Consider the following 16702-nt stretch of genomic DNA (forward strand, 5'->3'; position numbering starts at 1 on the left):
ATGCGACTACAATACACTACAAGAATATGGGTAGGATTAGCATATTTTGTTATTCTACTGTGCATTGCACTGTTTGCCAGAGATATTCCGAACCAATACAATCCATTTGATTTAACGATCTCAAAGCTTGTTCAAGTAAGTGTAATGGGAGATCCGGCAAGTTTTGCTACAGCTGCAATCGATATTGCCGAAAATGGATGGATCAGCAGTGCAAATGAATGGATTTTAAATTTATGGCCGCCGGGCTTTGTCTTACTTGAAGCGTTCATCATAAAAGTATTCGGAATAGACACCCCAATCATCTTGGTATTGCAGATCATGGCTTCTGCCCTATTTTCTGTCGTATTGCTGTTGCTTTATGAATTTTTGAATGAACATATTAATCAAAAAATTGCACTCATTCTGCCTTTGCTGATTTTTGCTTTTCCTGTTGCCAGAGTTTTTTTATTGGAACCGATCGGCATTTCTCTGGGAGAAAGCTTTTCCGTCGGTTTTTTTCTTCTAGCAATCTTGTTGTCTATCCGTTCTGTAGTACAGAACTCATTCCGTAAGGCAATCTATGCCGGAATCTTTTTAGCATTATCCGCATATTTTCGCTCTCAATTTGAGATTGTTTTAATCATTCTAACAGGTTGGGGTATATTATTATTTATTATTTCCAAAATCATCCGTTTTCAATCTCCAAATATCAAATCAGCTCTTAAAACGATAGGCGTTATTCTTCTGGTCGCACATGCCGTTACCATTCCATGGAGAGTATATCATTGGGTTCATCAAGGGAGTCCGCTTTGGGTCTACACGGTTTCTGTAACTTTCGGGAATGCCGTATCATCATCCGAATTTCTTGAAAGTGTACATGGCGGTTTTGTTGTCGCCGGCGGCGGTAATCTGGTTTGCAGAATAAATCCTGCTGCATGTGGAGATACGGCTAATGCTAAAGAGTTATTTATTAAAACGTTCCTAGAACACCCCTTGGAATGGTATTCACTTAAATTAGGTCTCATAGGAAAATATTGGTTTTCATCTATACAAAATTTTGTTACAGTCGGAGTTGCTTCAACAATATCAGATATAGTAATAAATGGATCCTTATTGGGAATGCTTATCGCCATACTATATTTCCTGCTCAACTATAAGCTAAAAACTGACAAATTATGGCTTTTGTTACTGTGGTTTAACGTATCTATATTATCCACATACTTCATCATCTTTACAATAGCGCATTTTGAAGTTCGTTATTTTTATTTTCCTAAAATTGTGATCATAACAATGTTTATACTATTAATGTTCTTGCATAGAAAAAATAAAAATAAACAATATGCATAACATGATTTTTTAGGGCCATACCAAATGTCTATGATTTCATTTCCAACCGTTTCGTATATTATTCCTGTTTATAATCATGAGCAATATATAGTGCAAACACTCGACAGCATACTTTTGGATACTTATCCGAATAAAGAGATCCTCATCATCAATGATGGTTCTACAGATGCTTGCCATGAAAAGATTCAGTCATGGCTGAAAATACATGAAAACGATATTACTGTAGTGTATAAATCGAGAGAAAATAAAGGTATTACCAGAACCTTAAATGAATTAATTTCCATGTCTTCGGGCCAATATATCATTCCTATAGCAAGCGACGATTATCTGATTAATGACATGACATCACATCGTATTGAAGTGTTAAAAAATAATCCTGAGAAGCTCATGTTGATCAATGATGCAATTGTTGTCAATGAGAATAACGATATCACTTTTGCAAGCGGGAATTTTGAATTATACGGAGGAAATAAAAACAATTTCTTTTCTGAAGAGGGATTGATAAGTGAAATTGTACGAAACTGGTCTTGTGTCGGTCCAATTTGTATAATGGATAAAAGAATATACGATCAAATCGGCTACTACGATACCGATATTCCGATTGAAGATTGGGATTTTTACCTTCGTGCAAGTGCAAAAAAATTGATATTATTTGAAGATATAAAAGTATCTGCCTATCGAATACATAACAATAATGCCCATGCCACATTGTCTAATAGAGTAAATATGTTGAAAGCTATTGCGCAAACAGCTCATCAAAACCGTAAAAATTTTGACTTCCCTTTTAATATAATCCTTTATTTTAAATATATTAAATCCAACCTGTCAATGATAAAACTCTATGTACTTTCCAAGTATTTTAATCTATTATGAACTCTTGTAAAAATATGATTATTATTTGCCTTTCAACATACAACGGTATTCAGTTTTTACAAGAACAGCTTTCATCACTCGAAGATCAAGATTACAATCACTCCGATTTTCTTTTATTATGCCGCGATGATGGTTCAGATGATGAAAGCTATGAGTTTTTACGTCAGTTTACATTAAACTCATCACTTCAAGTCAAATTACTCACTGATTGCAACAATATGGGCGTAAAAAAAAGCTTCGAACTCCTTATGAATACTGCACTCGATATGGGGGGAGAATATATTCTCTTTTGTGATCAAGATGATATTTGGAAAAAAGACAAAATTGAAAAAACTATCTTAAAAATGAAAGAAATGGAAAATCAATATCCGAATCTCCCGATTTTAGTGCACTCCGATCTAGCAGTCGTGGACGAAGACATGAATCTTTTAAATAATTCTTTCTGGAAATATCAAAACATTGATCCTCAAAAAAGTTCTTTGCATAATTTTATAGTTGACAATAATATTACAGGATGTACCGCTATGTTGAATTCTCATCTTGCTCGACTAATACAGAATATCCCTAAAGAAGCGATTATGCATGATTGGTGGATTGCCATGGTTGCCTCAACATTCGGCCAAATTGGTTACATAAATGAACCCCTGATACTTTACCGTCAACATGCCAGAAATGATACCGGAGCGAAAAAGTATGGTTGGAGATACGGGTATAATCAGTTTTTAAAAAAACCGTCGTTAATGAAATATATCACACAGGCAAAAGTATTTTTAGAACAATATCGTAGTCATTTAACTTCTGATCACATTGAGATTCTGGATGCCATCTCTCGCCTTGATCAAATGAATTGGTTTGAGAAACGTAAGGTATTGATTAAATATAAAATCTTCAAAAACGGATTTATTCGTAATCTCGGACTTATGGTTTTTGCATGAATATTCAACTTATTATCCCGATTTTAGCACCTGAAAAGACATTCTTCAATGATATTCTTCCTAATTTAGAGACTCAAACCGTCCATCCAAAAATACTCTTGATCAATTCTGGTTCTAAAATTCCTGATGGGAATTATCAGATATTAACTATTGAACAAAAAAACTTTAATCATGCCGATACACGAAATTTTTCCCTAAATTATCAGGCCGACTTTTATCTATTTATGACACAGGATGCCACTCCCTATGATGAATATTTAATTGAAAACTTGTTGAAATCGTTTGAGGATACCGACGTCGTCGTGACTTATGCCCGGCAGCTCCCTTATCAGAATGCTGATACAATCGAGATCTTTGCGCGCCATAAGAACTATCCTGAAGATTCTATTGTCAAATCGAAAAAAGATTTAGCGACTCTGGGGGTCAAAACCTTTTTTGCTTCCAATAGCTGTGCTATGTATCAAGGAGAATACTTCAGATCTGTCGGTGGCTTTACCCCTGGACTCAATACAAATGAAGACATGGAATTCGCGGCCCGTGCCATTTTGAATAATAAAAAAATAGCATATTCCGCAGAAGGAAAAGTATATCATTCCCATAATTTCACGCTGAAACAAATCTGGTTGCGATATCGGGAAATCGGGAAATTCTTCTCTCGTAATCCATGGATTCATGAGAGCATTGCACGCTACCGCAAAGTTGAATCTACAGGAATTATGCAAGCAATCGAAGAACTTAAATACTTATCTAAGCATGCTCCGCTCTCTATTCCTAAATCCATAATGATATCCATCACTAAATATATCGCTTTTAAATCCTATATTTAGAAGCTATTGGTTATAATCTTATATTAGTATAGTTGCTTTTTGGAGTTTTTTTGAATTATATTTTATTTCGATTGTTTTTTTTCTCCCTCATAGTTTTGACCAATCTTGTTCTTGCCTTTATGATTGCCGAAAAATTCATTGTAGACAGTACAGCCCACCATATCCTCGATTATCTCTGGGTAAGCGCCATCTATCTGCTGACCTATTACACACACAGACTCTTTACTCGGCGGATGGTTACAACCAATGAAATGATCATTATCCTAAAATCAAATATCATTGCATTGTTTGCTATCTTTTTTGTTGTAGCATTGGCCAAACTTGGTGAAAATGTCTCTAGGACCATAATTATCATCCATTTTATCCTCAATGGGTTGAATCCATTGTGGATGTATATCATCAAAAAAAGAGCCATGTCCTTTAGATGGATGCGCAAGCCCGTTTTTGTTATTTGCGATAGCAAAGGACTCGACAATATACAACAATGGTTTGCTCCTGAAAATCCATTTGGCTACGATATAACAGTCACTTTAAATATTGATGAAGAGCCTCTGATTTTAATCCACAATAAAATTGAAATACTGATCAAATCAGGCAAATATCATGCAGCCATTATCGACGTCAATGGATCAGACATATATGAGACTAATGATTTAATCGACCATATCCAAAAAAATCTCCATAGGGTTATCATCCTCCCGCAGATATCCAAAATGCCAATGATCAACGGGGAACTAATCAGTTCTATCCATCATAAAGGAATGGCTTTTTATATCAAAAACAACCTTCTCAGCACGACCGACAGATATCTAAAACAGGCATTCGACTATATTATGGCACTCGTACTGATTATCCTTTTTTCTCCGCTATTGATTTTACTTTATGGAATCATTTTTATCGCAACACGCGGGCATCCGCTTTTTTCACACGAGCGAATCGGATACAGAGGCAAAAAATTTCAAGTATGGAAATTTCGGACAATGGATATCGATGCAGATGAAAAGTTGAGAACACTGCTTCAAACTTGTCCTGAGAGCAGAAAAGAGTGGGAAAGAGACTTTAAACTTAAAGATGACCCTCGCGTGACAAAAATAGGTCATTTTTTGCGTAAGACATCTCTGGATGAATTGCCTCAACTGATAAACGTTCTATACGGTGAAATGTCTTTAATCGGTCCTCGCCCGATTGTGGATACTGAGATCAAAAAATATGGTGAATTCTATGACTATTTCATCGCCGTCAAACCGGGAATCACCGGATTATGGCAGGTGAGTGGCCGTAACGACCTCGATTATGATGAGCGGGTACAGCTGGATGTTTGGTATGTCCGAAACTGGTCGATAGAACTCGATATTGATATTTTGATTAAAACAATCATCGTTGTGCTCAGCCGCAAAGGGAGTTATTAGGTGGTTGATATTAAATTACGGGGACAGGAGCACGACAGATGAAAGGTATTATATTAGCCGGCGGCAGCGGAACACGCCTTTATCCGATTACCAAAGGAGTGAGCAAACAATTGGTCCCCATTTACGATAAGCCAATGGTTTATTATCCACTTTCGGTTTTAATGCTCGCCGGTATTACTGAAGTGCTTATCATCTCAACCCCCAATGATCTTCCCCGTTTTGAAGAACTTTTAGGAGATGGAAGCGATATCGGAATGCGCTTCGAATACTGTATCCAGCCTTCACCCGATGGTCTAGCCCAAGCGTTTATTCTCGGAGCTGATTTTATCGGAAATGATGACGTATGTCTTATCCTTGGTGATAATATTTTCCATGGACACGGTCTTACAAAGATGCTTGCCCAATCGGTACGCAATGTTAAAGAGGAAGGAAAAGCAACGGTATTCGGCTACTGGGTCAAAGATCCTGAACGTTATGGAGTCGCTGAATTTGACGCTTCAGGCAACGTTCTCTCAATCGAAGAAAAGCCGTTGTATCCTAAAAGTTCCTATGCCGTAGTCGGTCTGTATTTTTACCCCAATAATGTTATCGAAATCGCCAAAAATATTAAACCATCAGATCGCGGAGAACTTGAGATTACCACTGTCAATCAGGCTTATTTGGCCCAGAATGCACTCAAAGTTGAACTTATGGGTCGAGGATATGCATGGCTCGATACGGGAACGCATGAGAGCTTACTCGAAGCAAGTATGTTCATACAGACGATCGAAAATCGCCAAGGACTCAAAGTTGCCTGTATCGAAGAGATCGCCTATGAAATGAATTACATTACCAAAGAAAAACTCTTAGAGTTAGCACAGCCTCTCTCTAAAAACCAATATGGGCAATACCTAATCCGCAGAGCGGGTGAAGGGAAGATCGGCGAATGACGTTTACCCGGACTCTAATCCCTGAGATTATCCTCATCGATCCCAAAGTTCATGGCGATGCACGCGGTTATTTTGTCGAAACATTTCGTGCCGATAAACTTTTTGAATTTTTAGGATTTGATATCCCGTTTTGCCAAGAAAATGAATCTTCGAGCAGTTATGGTGTTCTCCGCGGGCTGCACTATCAGATTCCACCTTATGCACAAACCAAACTTATACGGGTTATCGAAGGAGCGGTTTTGGATATTGCCGTCGATATTCGCAAAGGTTCCCCAACTTTCGGTCAACATATAGCAGTTGAACTCAGCAGCGAGAACAAACGGCAAATGTTAATCCCGAGTGGATTCGCACACGGATATGTCGTACTTTCCGAAACCTGTACGTTTACCTACAAAGTCGATAATTATTACAACCCTGAATGTGACCGGGGGATTGCATTTGATGATGCCGTACTGGGGATCGATTGGAAAGTACCTCGTGAAAAACTTCAGCTCTCGGCTAAAGACACCACACAACCTTCATTTGCAAATGCCGATCATTTTATTTTTGAGGACAACTTTTATTCTCTAAAGGGTCTTCGTGACTAATATACTTGTCATCGGAGCTAACGGGCAGCTGGGAAGTGAAATTCGTGCGCTCAGTGTTTCCTACCCTCACTATACTTTTACTTTTGCTGAGCGAAAAGCACTCGATCTCAGCATTTTATGTAAGTTAGAAGATTACTTCGAAGATAAATCATTTGATGCAATTATCAACTGTGCCGCGTATACCTCCGTCGATAAAGCTGAATCCGAAGAAGAACTTGCTGATACGATCAACCATCGCTTCGTCAGTATGCTGGCTAAAATATCTAAAGCAAAAAAAATCACACTGATTCATATCTCCACCGATTATGTCTTTGACGGAAAGAATCATTGTCCCTACGTAGAGACTGATTCCACTAACCCACAAGGCATTTATGGACAAACAAAATGCAATGGTGAAAACGCTCTTCTCTCCGTTGCCCCTGAGAATGCTGTCATCATTCGTACTTCATGGGTCTACTCCAACTTCGGAAATAACTTTGTCAAAACGATCCTTCGTCTTGGACGCGAGCGTGATAGTCTCGGTGTCATCTTCGACCAGATAGGGACCCCGACTTATGCGCGAGATCTTGCAAAAGTCATACTGGATATCCTTCCAAAAATCAGCAATACAGCACCGCAGATCTACCACTATTCCAATGAAGGTACCGCGAGTTGGTATGATTTTGCCAAAGCGATATTCGAATTTTCAGGGGTTAACTGCAGAGTAAATCCTATTACTACGGATCAATACCTTACTGTGGCAAAACGCCCGTATTACACTCTGCTTAACAAAACTAAAATCACAAATGAGTTTGGAATCACGATCCCGTATTGGAGAGATTCCCTCAAAGAATGCTTGAACTCATTAGGAGAAAAACAATGAAAACACTATTAGTCACCGGATGTGCCGGATTCATCGGGAGTAATTTCGTCCCCTACTTTTTAGACAAATATCCCGATATTCGTCTGATCAATCTCGATTCTTTAACCTATGCGGGAAATTTGAAAAACCTCTCGGATGCTCCGGAGGGAGATCGACACATCTTTGTCAAAGGAGATATCTGCGACCGTATTCTCGTTGAATCTCTATTTAACCAGTATGATATTCGGGGAGTTATTCACTTCGCGGCAGAAAGTCATGTTGACAACTCCATTAAAAATCCCGGTATATTCGTCCAAACCAATGTTAACGGAACGTTTACCCTTATCGATGTAGCCTATAAATACTGGATGGAAAAACCGTTCGTCTTCAAACCGGGATATGAGGGGTGCCGATTTCACCATATCAGTACAGATGAAGTCTACGGAACGTTGGGTGAAACCGGATTGTTTACCGAAGAGACCTCCTATGCTCCCAACAGCCCATACAGCGCCTCCAAAGCCGGAAGCGACATGATCGTCCGCAGTTATCACCACACCTATGGAATGGATACGGTGATCACTAACTGCTCTAACAACTACGGACCTAAACAGCATGATGAAAAACTGATCCCTACCATTATTCGCAAAGCCCTTAACAACGAAAATATCCCCATCTACGGGGATGGCAAGAATATCCGAGACTGGCTCTACGTCCTGGACCACTGCAAAGGAATCGATCTGGTTTACCATAGCGGCAGAAGCGGAGAGGTATACAATATCGGCGGACGCAATGAGCGTAACAATAACCAGATCGCGGAACGTATCTGCACCTTGCTCGATACGATAAAACCGAATGAAAATGGAATAAGCTATAAAAATCTGATTACCTACGTCGAAGACCGTGCAGGGCATGACAGACGGTATGCGATTGATGCCACCAAAATCGAAACCGAGCTGGGTTGGCGTGCAGAAGAAACGTTCGATACCGGCATCGTTAAAACGGTTGAATGGTATTTGAATAAATACAGTTTGGATCAATAGTGAGTATTCTCCAAAAACTTCAACAAGACCGTATTTTTTATATTTCAGCACTGCTGTTTGCATTTATCCTTCCGCTTTCACGTGCCGCTATAAGTTTTTTTATCCTGTGGTTTATCGTACTGTTTATAGCGCGTCGAGACTATAGAACCTCATGGGAATTACTGAAAACCAACCGTGCGTTTGTTGCAATGGGGGCATTTATAGCTTTTATGTTTATCTCCACTTTATGGTCAAGCGATATTCATACAGGTCTCAAACAAATGCGTCTTTACAGCTATTGGATCATTATCCCGATACTCGCCGTAACTTTGAAAAAAGAGTGGCTCCCCACGATTATCAGCGCTTTTTTGGGAGGGATGTTTGTCAGTGAAATACTCGCTTACGGTATTTTCTTCGACTTATGGAGCATCAACGGGAGGACACCTGACTATCCTAGCCCGTTTATGTCCCATATTCACTACAGTTTATTTTTGGCGACAACCTCCATCATACTGCTCAGCCGCATCCTCTCCAATCGTTATCATTGGAAAATCAAGTTACTAATGTTAATATTTTTTCTTACGGCTACAGGCAATCTGATGTTCTCTACCGGGAGAACGGGTCAGTTGGCTTTTTTTATTGCCCTTGGAGTTGCTATCATTATCCATTACCGTTTGACACTCAAATCATTTCTTCTTTTTATCTCATTTAGTTTTGCTATTTTCACGCTGGCATATTCCACATTTGATCTCTTTAGCAAACGTATTGACTCCGGGATGCAGGACATTCGAAATATTCAAGCCAATAATTTTAGCAACTCATTCGGAGAACGGGCGGCTTTTTGGATCATCACCAAAGATATTTTGCAAGAGCATCCTCTCATCGGCGCAGGCATCGGAGATTACAAGCATGCCGCAGCTGAAGCATTGGAAAAAAATAATCATGGCTTCAGCCCTTATGTCATCAAATGGTGTAAAAGCACACATTTCCATAATCAATATTTGATGATTTTAGCCCAAGGCGGGCTCATTGGTTTCATCCTTATGCTATGGCTGCTGACAGAACTTTTTAGACTCAAAATTCAAGATAAAGAGGTCAAAGAATTCAGTCTCCTCGGTCTGAGCGTTTTTACCGTCGGCTGTATTGCCGAACCGCTCTGGATATTGCAATTTCCGATTATTCTATTTGTTTTTATTTCAGCTGTTTCGCTTGCAAGCGCTCTTTCTTCGCAAAGGATGGAAAAATGATTATCCATCTCTATAAAGAGCTCAGCCAATACACTATATAATACTCAAAGAAGAATTTCTGCATGTAATTTTGCTAAAATGAGGCCTAAATAACTCTAAATTCAGTAATTAGGAATAGAAATGCCCTTGATGATCATTCTTACCAATCGTTTAAGTAAAATACTGGGTGCTATAGTAAAAACATTAGCGTATCCGTTTCATTTTATTTTTCCAAAAAAACGTTTTACCATTCCAAAAGAAAAAAAAGCTTTTTTTAAAACTCAGACATCTTACACGATTCCCAAGATCATATGGCAAACCAATTACACCAATAATGTCAGTTTACCCGTCTATATAAACTATTTATTCAACCGTCTTCTGACATTAGACTGGGAGTACCGATATGTCAGTACCGAAGATCGTTTAGAATTCATTAAAGCGCATGCATCCGATCAAATATCCAATGCATACGAACAACTGACGGATGGAGCATCCCAAGCAGATTTATGGAGACTTTTTGTATTGAACTATTATGGCGGCGTCTATATGGATATTGATGCGCATGTGGTATGGCCCCTCTCAAAAATAGTCAAACCTGATGATAAAGAGGTGTTTTTGATGACCAAGCACAATTACAGCAACTACTTTATCGCATCTTCTAAAAGCAATCCGCACTTAGAAAAAGCCATCAAGATTATTGTCGATAACATTGAACAAAAGAATATCGGAAGCGGTGTATACGATTTAACCGGTCCAACCGTATTAAACAGAGCTATCGGAGATGAAACCGTTAATTATAGACATAATCGTATTACTTGTATACAAGGCAGTTTTACCAATGAATATTTTCAATATATTGACAAACCGCGCGGCAAGTGGACCCATACCAAGAAAGAAAATCTTTTGAAGAACAAAGAAGCGAATTAGACAAAGGGGAGAAGTGAAAAAAATCAATCTTATAGAACTTTGTCTTTCACCCGATCTTGGCGGTCTTGAACTTTATATGGTGCGGTCGGCAAAAGCGTTAAATGACAATTTCAATATTATCAGTGTTGTCAACCCGAAAGGGAAACTTGCACGATACTATGAGGAGGCATCTCTCCGCTATGATTTTATTGAAAAAAAATCAAATATTTTTATGTTCAGTGCCGCTAAAAAATTGGCAAAAATAATCGATGAAAATGCCATTGATATTATCCATGTTCACTGGACCAAAGATATCCCGTTGGCCGTTCTCGCCAAAAAAATCTCCTCAAAAAATCCTAAGATCATTCAAACCCGCCATATGACGATGACACGGTTTAAAAATGACTTTTATCACCGTTTTCTCTATAAAAACATTGCCATGATTTTAGCGGTCACCCATCAAGTCGCCGATCAAATCCGTAAGTTTATCCCTTCGGACATCTGTCCGATTGTCCAAACACTCCACATAGGTACCGAAAAAATTGAACTACTCAATCATGAAGAAATTATTGCACTTCGCCAAAAGCTTCATATGGACGATTGCTTTGCCATAGGTCTTGTCGGACGCATAGAAGAGACCAAAGGGCAATATCTCCTGATTGAAGCTATTCGGAAATTACGCCAAACGAGAATCAATGTCAAAGCTTTTTTTGTCGGCCATCCTATGAATGAACATTATTTGGAAACCCTTACACAACAAATCCGGGAACAACATCTGGAAGATGCTATCCATTTTCTAGGATTTATGAAAGATCCCCACCCTTTTATGCAGGCATGCGATGCCGTTGTATTGGCGACAGAGCATGAAACATTCGGTTTGGTTCTTATCGAAGCAATGCAAGTCGGAACTGCCGTTATCGGGAGTAACCGCGGGGGAGTTTTGGAAATCATCGATGATAATATTACCGGTTTGTTATTTGAAAGTATGCAGGCAGACAGCCTGGCAGAAAAGATAAAAATTCTCTATGATAACCCTCAGTTGCATCAAAAATATGCGGCCAACGGTCAGACCAAAGCCCGTGAACAATTTTCAAACGAAGCCCATTTTGAAAAACTTTCCCAAATCCTAAAGGAGCTGTAATGTATGTCAGTATTCTCGTCGCTATCTATAAAGATATAGAAGCTTTATCCCTAATCGTTGATGCCTTAAAAGAGCAGACCTATAAAAATTTTGAATTGATCGTCGCTGAAGATAACGATTCGGATGAAGTAAAAAAATATCTGGCATCCGTAGACGCTTTTTTTCCGATTAAACATTATTTTCATGCAGACATCGGTTTGCGAAAAGCCATTGCCAGAAATGCATCCATACGTATGAGCGAAGGGGAATATCTTATTTTTATTGATGGCGATACCATCCCCTATACAACATTTATCGAATCGCATGTTGCCCTTGCAGAACCTAAAAAAGTATTGTGTGGCCGTCGTGTCAATCTCGAAAAAAGGATGTCGGATGCTTTGCGCCATCATGAGATACGTTCTACCGACCTTGAGCGCGTATGGCGCTTTCTCCCCCAGTTACTCCAGGACAAAACACGTCATATCGAACAAGGGCTGCGTTTTAAACCTAACGGGATAATTCAACAGTATTTAGCCGGACATGACCAAAATATTCACATGGTCGGATCAAATTTTTCATGTTTTAAAACAGACATCGTATACATCAACGGCTGTGACGAGTCAATGCAAGACGGACCTGGCGTGGATGACACCGATTTAGAATGGCGTTTTATAGCTTCCGGCGTTACGATGAAATCCTGTAAATACTGTGCCAATCTTTTTCATCTTGATCATTCCCGAAATGACCGTCAAGATATTTATGATAAAAATGTCGCCTATATGCGTGATAAACAGCAGCGCGGTGAAATCATCTGCCCGAACGGAATTGTCAAACTACAAACTGCCTAAGGGTACTTTTTTGATTGAAGTGCTCTTAGCCATATAGTTATAAACATTATCGATAGCCGGGCGCGGTGTGATCATTTTATCGTGTTCGATCTCAAACGCGATAATCGTTGCCTCAGGATAGATAATATTCAGAGTAAAAAGTGCCGAAGAGAAAAACGAACCGATTTGCATCGGATAGCGGTTCGTCATAATAAATTCCAATTCAATCGGCAGATCGGTATAGACGACTTTGAACCGTTCATCTTCCATAGCTATAATATCATCAATCACATGCTCAGCACGGTGCGGAATATAGACAATCTTCGTATCATAATAGTTTCTGATCGCTTGGATGTATTCTAAATAGGTCTCACGCTTGATCACATGGATTTCAGAGAGCGGCTGCCCTAAAAAATAAACCGTATTATCGATCATTGCCTGCGCTAAAAAAGTCTCTTTAAAATATTTCAATTCATTCCGTACGATCTCCTCATTGCCATGCGGAGTCAGTTCATAAGACGTGAACATATTGATCGTATCGGTCGGAATCGTCTTGAGCCCAAAAAGGTTGAAACGCCATTGACGTACTTTTTTCTTGAGGGGAATTTTCTGATCGGAGTACCTCACTCCCAATTCATTCAAATACCGGTTGATAGTGACAGCACCATCATCCATCAAATAGACTTTTTTCTTCTGAACATTTGCAATAATCATTTTGTTAATACTGCTGAAATCCCCGCAAAATAGCATATTGTACGATTCTTTTTGCAATAATCTAACCAGTTTGATTTGTCGCAGAAAGGTTGTTTTGCTGTTTTTTAACCGCTGGTCAAAACGGATAACCTTATCCCATTCATCCTCATTGATCAATCTGGATATTTGGTTCTTATTTTTCGATTCGTGCTCGGTAAATATCACGACCAATATATTAAGCGTTAGCTTGAAATGTGCTTTTGCTTCTATAGCATTGATCAGCTGCAATGGTGACGTTATTAAAAATAGATTATATTTCATCATGATCCTCCGGCAATGGGTCGACCGTTATCGTCGTTAGATCTTTTGCCATTGCTAAAAATTTTTGATGATCCGTTATATTAAGATAAATCATCCGAAGATACTCATCCTGTCCGGAATGAAACTTATAATTATGCGACACAGTAATCATCAACAGCGGTTCCGATTCCCATTGCGAAAAATTGTACTGCTTCTGTGCCGTCAATTTAGAAATTTTTTGGATATCATTTATATAATGATCATATCGTATTGCCAATCTTTTTTCATCTCCGAAAGCACTTTTAAAAATACCGTTTAATTCATAATAAATCATATCCCGTTTATAAAATAGCATATCCTTAATATTGTTGTTCACGATAAATGTCGTATGCTGACGAATAAGATCATTCTCTTTGATATTTTCACGTATCGATACGCTATAAAACCAATCAATGTGTTCTTTATACTGATCAGAAATATTTTTTCCTACAAACGAAAAAACTAATAACCATGTCAGAGCTAAAATAATTTTTTCTTTTAATTGCAAATATTTACCCAATAATTGAACCCCAAAATAATAAACAAAAGACAATCCCAACGGCGTCAGGATTTGAAATCTGGAATTCCAACTCTCAAATTCCGCATTTTTTCCTACCATAGCGTAAGGAAATACAGCCAGAAAAAATAAAATGATTCCTACCATTAAAAAGGTCCGATTATACTTTGTTTCAATCCCATATTGGTTTCGTTTAACTAAGGCATAGATCAATACCAAAACTATCACCCACACTGAAGTGATCGAGTATAAAGACTCGCCGATCACTTCAAACATCGAATTATCGAAATTTCTTAATACTGACATAATTGCTTTTGGCAAACTGCTCAGAGAAACTGTATTATAATTTTCATACACTCCATAAGGCTTCAAATAAAATGATTTATAAATAAAATAAACAAAAGGGAGAAGTAAAAAATCCCAATATTTTTTAAGAAAAAATTTGAATTTCTCTAAGATATCCCCATATGAAAAGTGAAAATAAAAATAATAAATATACATAAAAATTGAGAAATAAAATACCAAGAGCGAATTGGTTGAAAACGAAGTAAAAAAAAGTGCCAAAATTGCTATTCTAGCCACAAAAAACGGGTGCTTTAAATAAAGTGTCAAAAAATAAAATGCCAGATAAAAAAGCAATACAGGAAAGATAAATGGGACAACAGCAATGGATATTTTAGCACTGTTTACTGGTATGATTAAAAAAAAAGCCGTTAGAAAAAAAAGGGTATTTTTATCCAGTTCTTTGATATTTTTAAGAATCAAATAAACCAGTATTCCCATGGTAAAGGTCGCAATAAAAACAAAAAGTCTAAATCCATAAATACCATTCCAAAGATGTGAAAAGAATACGAATATATCCCCTTTTATCCCGTGCTGAATCTGACCGAAGAGAACAGCCAATGTTATATTGTCCTGATGATAACCTATCCAGTCATCCCAATACAGTCCGTCAACATTCAGCAATAAAAAGATATTAGAAACTAAATAAAGTCCAAAAAAAAGATAAAACTCTTTGGATTTCAGCAGTTCAATCAAAAATTAATCCTCTCTTTTTCAATCACAAGTTTTCTGCGTTTCGCATAGGTATGAATTGAACCGATATATTCTCCGATTATACCGATAAAAAAAAGCTGTACGGACCCAAAAAAGAAAAGACCAATGACTATCGGGGCCATCCCTATACTAAAAGTACTCCAAAAAAAGAGCTTTAATATCAAATAAACCAGTGCAACGGTCAAGCTCAATATGGACACCAAAAATCCCGCCATAGTTGCGATGCGCAAAGGAACCTGCGAATGGCTGATAATACCGAGCATCCCGATATCGTACAAGGTATAAAAATTGTTTTTGGTAATCCCTCGTTTGCGTACAGGCTGGTCATATTGCATTTCGAAGATCTCTAAACCGATTTCCGGAATCATCCCTCTAAAATAAGGATACGGATCATCCATCTCTTTAAGGATCTCGATCACTCTGCGATCATAGAGCCCGAATCCGGTAAAGTTATCGATCAGTTTGATGTTGGAGAGTTTGTTGACCGTTTTATAGTACAGTTTACGGATCTTAAACATAACGGATGATTCTTCACTTGTCCGTTTGACTCCGACGACACTTTTATATCCTTCTTCCCATTTTTGAATCATGTCCGGAATCATCGCCGGAGGGTCTTGCAGATCGGCTACAAATAAAATGACGCAATCACCGGTTGCCTGCAGCATCCCGTAATACGGAGAACGGATATGCCCAAAGTTCCGGCTGTTGACAATGATTTTTACATTGCTGTCTTGCTGTGCGATCTCTTTTAATAAGGAAACAGTACTATCGGTCGAAGCATTATCAATAAAAATATGTTCATAGGCGTATTGGGGCAATGCGTTCAATACTTTTTTAATCTGCGAGTAGCATTCTTGGATATTGTCTTCTTCGTTATAGCAAGGGGTGACGATGCTGATCTTTTTCATATATTTTTCCTTTTATTTATAACTTTTGTTCTCGAAACACAAACCGTTTATTGAGGATAAACGACACTGCGGCACACGGAACTATCGCTAAAAAGCCTGCCGTGTAATAGTCGATATTCCATAGTGAGAACAAGCGAATCAGGCCGACATTGATCCCGTAGACGATCCCATACACCATAAAGAATTTCAGAAGCAAGCTTCGGTCGGTCGATTCAAATACATAATGGCCAATGGTCTTAAAATTAAATAATACTCCCGCTACCGTTGCAAATAGCACAGCATACATATAATTCAGTCCCAAAAATATCAATAATGCATAAATACCGTAGCCAAAGAGGGTATTGACTACCCCCACCGCTATAAA

17 protein-coding genes are annotated in these 16702 nt (G+C 38.3%); 13 read left to right on the top strand and 4 right to left on the bottom strand.

The window, feature by feature from the left end:
* The 13 genes from WAO38_RS02570 (at position 1) to WAO38_RS02630 (ending at position 12846) form a co-directional block, all read left to right on the top strand.
* Positions 1 to 1326, top strand: a complete 1326-nt coding sequence (locus WAO38_RS02570) for a hypothetical protein (RefSeq protein ID WP_422234052.1) — start codon at positions 1 to 3, stop codon at positions 1324 to 1326.
* A gap of 24 nt (positions 1327 to 1350) precedes the next feature.
* A complete protein-coding gene (locus WAO38_RS02575; RefSeq protein ID WP_422234054.1) occupies positions 1351 to 2199 on the top strand; it encodes a glycosyltransferase family 2 protein in 849 nt (282 codons plus the stop codon).
* Positions 2196 to 3134, top strand: a complete 939-nt coding sequence (locus WAO38_RS02580; RefSeq protein ID WP_422234056.1) for a glycosyltransferase family 2 protein — start codon at positions 2196 to 2198, stop codon at positions 3132 to 3134. The genes WAO38_RS02575 and WAO38_RS02580 overlap by 4 nt, the downstream gene beginning before the upstream one ends.
* Entirely contained in the window at positions 3131 to 3961 is an 831-nt protein-coding gene (locus WAO38_RS02585) for a hypothetical protein (protein ID WP_422234057.1), read from the top strand. The genes WAO38_RS02580 and WAO38_RS02585 overlap by 4 nt, the downstream gene beginning before the upstream one ends.
* Before the next feature lie 50 nt (positions 3962 to 4011).
* Positions 4012 to 5370 (top strand): exopolysaccharide biosynthesis polyprenyl glycosylphosphotransferase, encoded by a 1359-nt coding sequence (locus WAO38_RS02590; RefSeq protein WP_422234059.1) that lies wholly within the window; start codon positions 4012 to 4014, stop codon positions 5368 to 5370.
* Positions 5371 to 5408: 38 nt separating this feature from the next.
* Entirely contained in the window at positions 5409 to 6299 is an 891-nt protein-coding gene (rfbA, locus tag WAO38_RS02595) for a glucose-1-phosphate thymidylyltransferase RfbA (RefSeq protein ID WP_422234061.1), read from the top strand.
* Complete coding sequence (gene rfbC / locus WAO38_RS02600) at positions 6296 to 6886, top strand: dTDP-4-dehydrorhamnose 3,5-epimerase (RefSeq protein ID WP_422234063.1); 591 nt, start codon at positions 6296 to 6298, stop codon at positions 6884 to 6886. The genes rfbA and rfbC overlap by 4 nt, the downstream gene beginning before the upstream one ends.
* Entirely contained in the window at positions 6879 to 7748 is an 870-nt protein-coding gene (gene rfbD, locus WAO38_RS02605) for a dTDP-4-dehydrorhamnose reductase (protein WP_422234065.1), read from the top strand. Before rfbC ends, rfbD begins: the two co-directional genes overlap by 8 nt.
* Positions 7745 to 8767, top strand: a complete 1023-nt coding sequence (rfbB, locus tag WAO38_RS02610; protein ID WP_422234067.1) for a dTDP-glucose 4,6-dehydratase — start codon at positions 7745 to 7747, stop codon at positions 8765 to 8767. Before rfbD ends, rfbB begins: the two co-directional genes overlap by 4 nt.
* Positions 8767 to 9993: an O-antigen ligase family protein gene (locus WAO38_RS02615; RefSeq protein ID WP_422234068.1), complete on the top strand. Its 1227-nt coding sequence runs from the start codon at positions 8767 to 8769 to the stop codon at positions 9991 to 9993. The genes rfbB and WAO38_RS02615 overlap by 1 nt, the downstream gene beginning before the upstream one ends.
* Before the next feature lie 120 nt (positions 9994 to 10113).
* A complete protein-coding gene (locus WAO38_RS02620) occupies positions 10114 to 10899 on the top strand; it encodes a glycosyltransferase family 32 protein (protein ID WP_422234070.1) in 786 nt (261 codons plus the stop codon).
* A gap of 13 nt (positions 10900 to 10912) precedes the next feature.
* Positions 10913 to 12019 (top strand): glycosyltransferase family 4 protein, encoded by a 1107-nt coding sequence (locus WAO38_RS02625; RefSeq protein ID WP_422234072.1) that lies wholly within the window; start codon positions 10913 to 10915, stop codon positions 12017 to 12019.
* Complete coding sequence (locus WAO38_RS02630; protein WP_422234074.1) at positions 12019 to 12846, top strand: glycosyltransferase; 828 nt, start codon at positions 12019 to 12021, stop codon at positions 12844 to 12846. Before WAO38_RS02625 ends, WAO38_RS02630 begins: the two co-directional genes overlap by 1 nt.
* Here WAO38_RS02630 and WAO38_RS02635 read toward each other — a convergent pair.
* The 4 genes from WAO38_RS02635 to WAO38_RS02650 are packed head-to-tail and all read right to left on the bottom strand — an operon-like array spanning position 12832 to position 16693.
* The gene (locus WAO38_RS02635; protein WP_422234076.1) at positions 12832 to 13839 is read right to left on the bottom strand and encodes a polysialyltransferase family glycosyltransferase; all 1008 of its coding nucleotides are present in this window, start codon (positions 13837 to 13839) and stop codon (positions 12832 to 12834) included. The two genes, WAO38_RS02630 and WAO38_RS02635, sit on opposite strands and share 15 nt — an antisense overlap.
* Entirely contained in the window at positions 13829 to 15412 is a 1584-nt protein-coding gene (locus WAO38_RS02640) for a hypothetical protein (protein ID WP_422234078.1), read from the bottom strand. Before WAO38_RS02640 ends, WAO38_RS02635 begins: the two co-directional genes overlap by 11 nt.
* The gene (locus WAO38_RS02645; protein ID WP_422234080.1) at positions 15409 to 16338 is read right to left on the bottom strand and encodes a glycosyltransferase family 2 protein; all 930 of its coding nucleotides are present in this window, start codon (positions 16336 to 16338) and stop codon (positions 15409 to 15411) included. Before WAO38_RS02645 ends, WAO38_RS02640 begins: the two co-directional genes overlap by 4 nt.
* 16 nt (positions 16339 to 16354) lie before the next feature.
* Positions 16355 to 16693 carry a GtrA family protein gene (locus WAO38_RS02650; RefSeq protein ID WP_422234081.1) on the bottom strand — a complete coding sequence of 113 codons (339 nt, stop codon included), beginning with the start codon at positions 16691 to 16693 and terminating at the stop codon, positions 16355 to 16357.
* Between the last annotated feature and the right edge of the window lie 9 nt (positions 16694 to 16702).

Source organism: Sulfuricurvum sp., from assembly GCF_049277495.1.
In the GTDB taxonomy this organism is placed as follows: Bacteria; Campylobacterota; Campylobacteria; order Campylobacterales; family Sulfurimonadaceae; genus Sulfuricurvum.

What these genes read in the sequence shown, in the direction of transcription:
- WAO38_RS02570 (WP_422234052.1), top strand. Translation starts at nt 1, where the DNA reads ATGCGACTACAATACACTACAAGAATATGGGTAGGATTAGCATATTTT.
- WAO38_RS02575 (WP_422234054.1), top strand. Translation starts at nt 1,351, where the DNA reads ATGTCTATGATTTCATTTCCAACCGTTTCGTATATTATTCCTGTTTAT.
- WAO38_RS02580 (WP_422234056.1), top strand. Translation starts at nt 2,196, where the DNA reads ATGAACTCTTGTAAAAATATGATTATTATTTGCCTTTCAACATACAAC.
- WAO38_RS02585 (WP_422234057.1), top strand. Translation starts at nt 3,131, where the DNA reads ATGAATATTCAACTTATTATCCCGATTTTAGCACCTGAAAAGACATTC.
- rfbA (WP_422234061.1), top strand. Translation starts at nt 5,409, where the DNA reads ATGAAAGGTATTATATTAGCCGGCGGCAGCGGAACACGCCTTTATCCG.
- rfbC (WP_422234063.1), top strand. Translation starts at nt 6,296, where the DNA reads ATGACGTTTACCCGGACTCTAATCCCTGAGATTATCCTCATCGATCCC.
- rfbB (WP_422234067.1), top strand. Translation starts at nt 7,745, where the DNA reads ATGAAAACACTATTAGTCACCGGATGTGCCGGATTCATCGGGAGTAAT.
- WAO38_RS02620 (WP_422234070.1), top strand. Translation starts at nt 10,114, where the DNA reads ATGCCCTTGATGATCATTCTTACCAATCGTTTAAGTAAAATACTGGGT.
- WAO38_RS02630 (WP_422234074.1), top strand. Translation starts at nt 12,019, where the DNA reads ATGTATGTCAGTATTCTCGTCGCTATCTATAAAGATATAGAAGCTTTA.
- WAO38_RS02635 (WP_422234076.1), bottom strand. Translation starts at nt 13,839, where the DNA reads ATGAAATATAATCTATTTTTAATAACGTCACCATTGCAGCTGATCAAT.
- WAO38_RS02645 (WP_422234080.1), bottom strand. Translation starts at nt 16,338, where the DNA reads ATGAAAAAGATCAGCATCGTCACCCCTTGCTATAACGAAGAAGACAAT.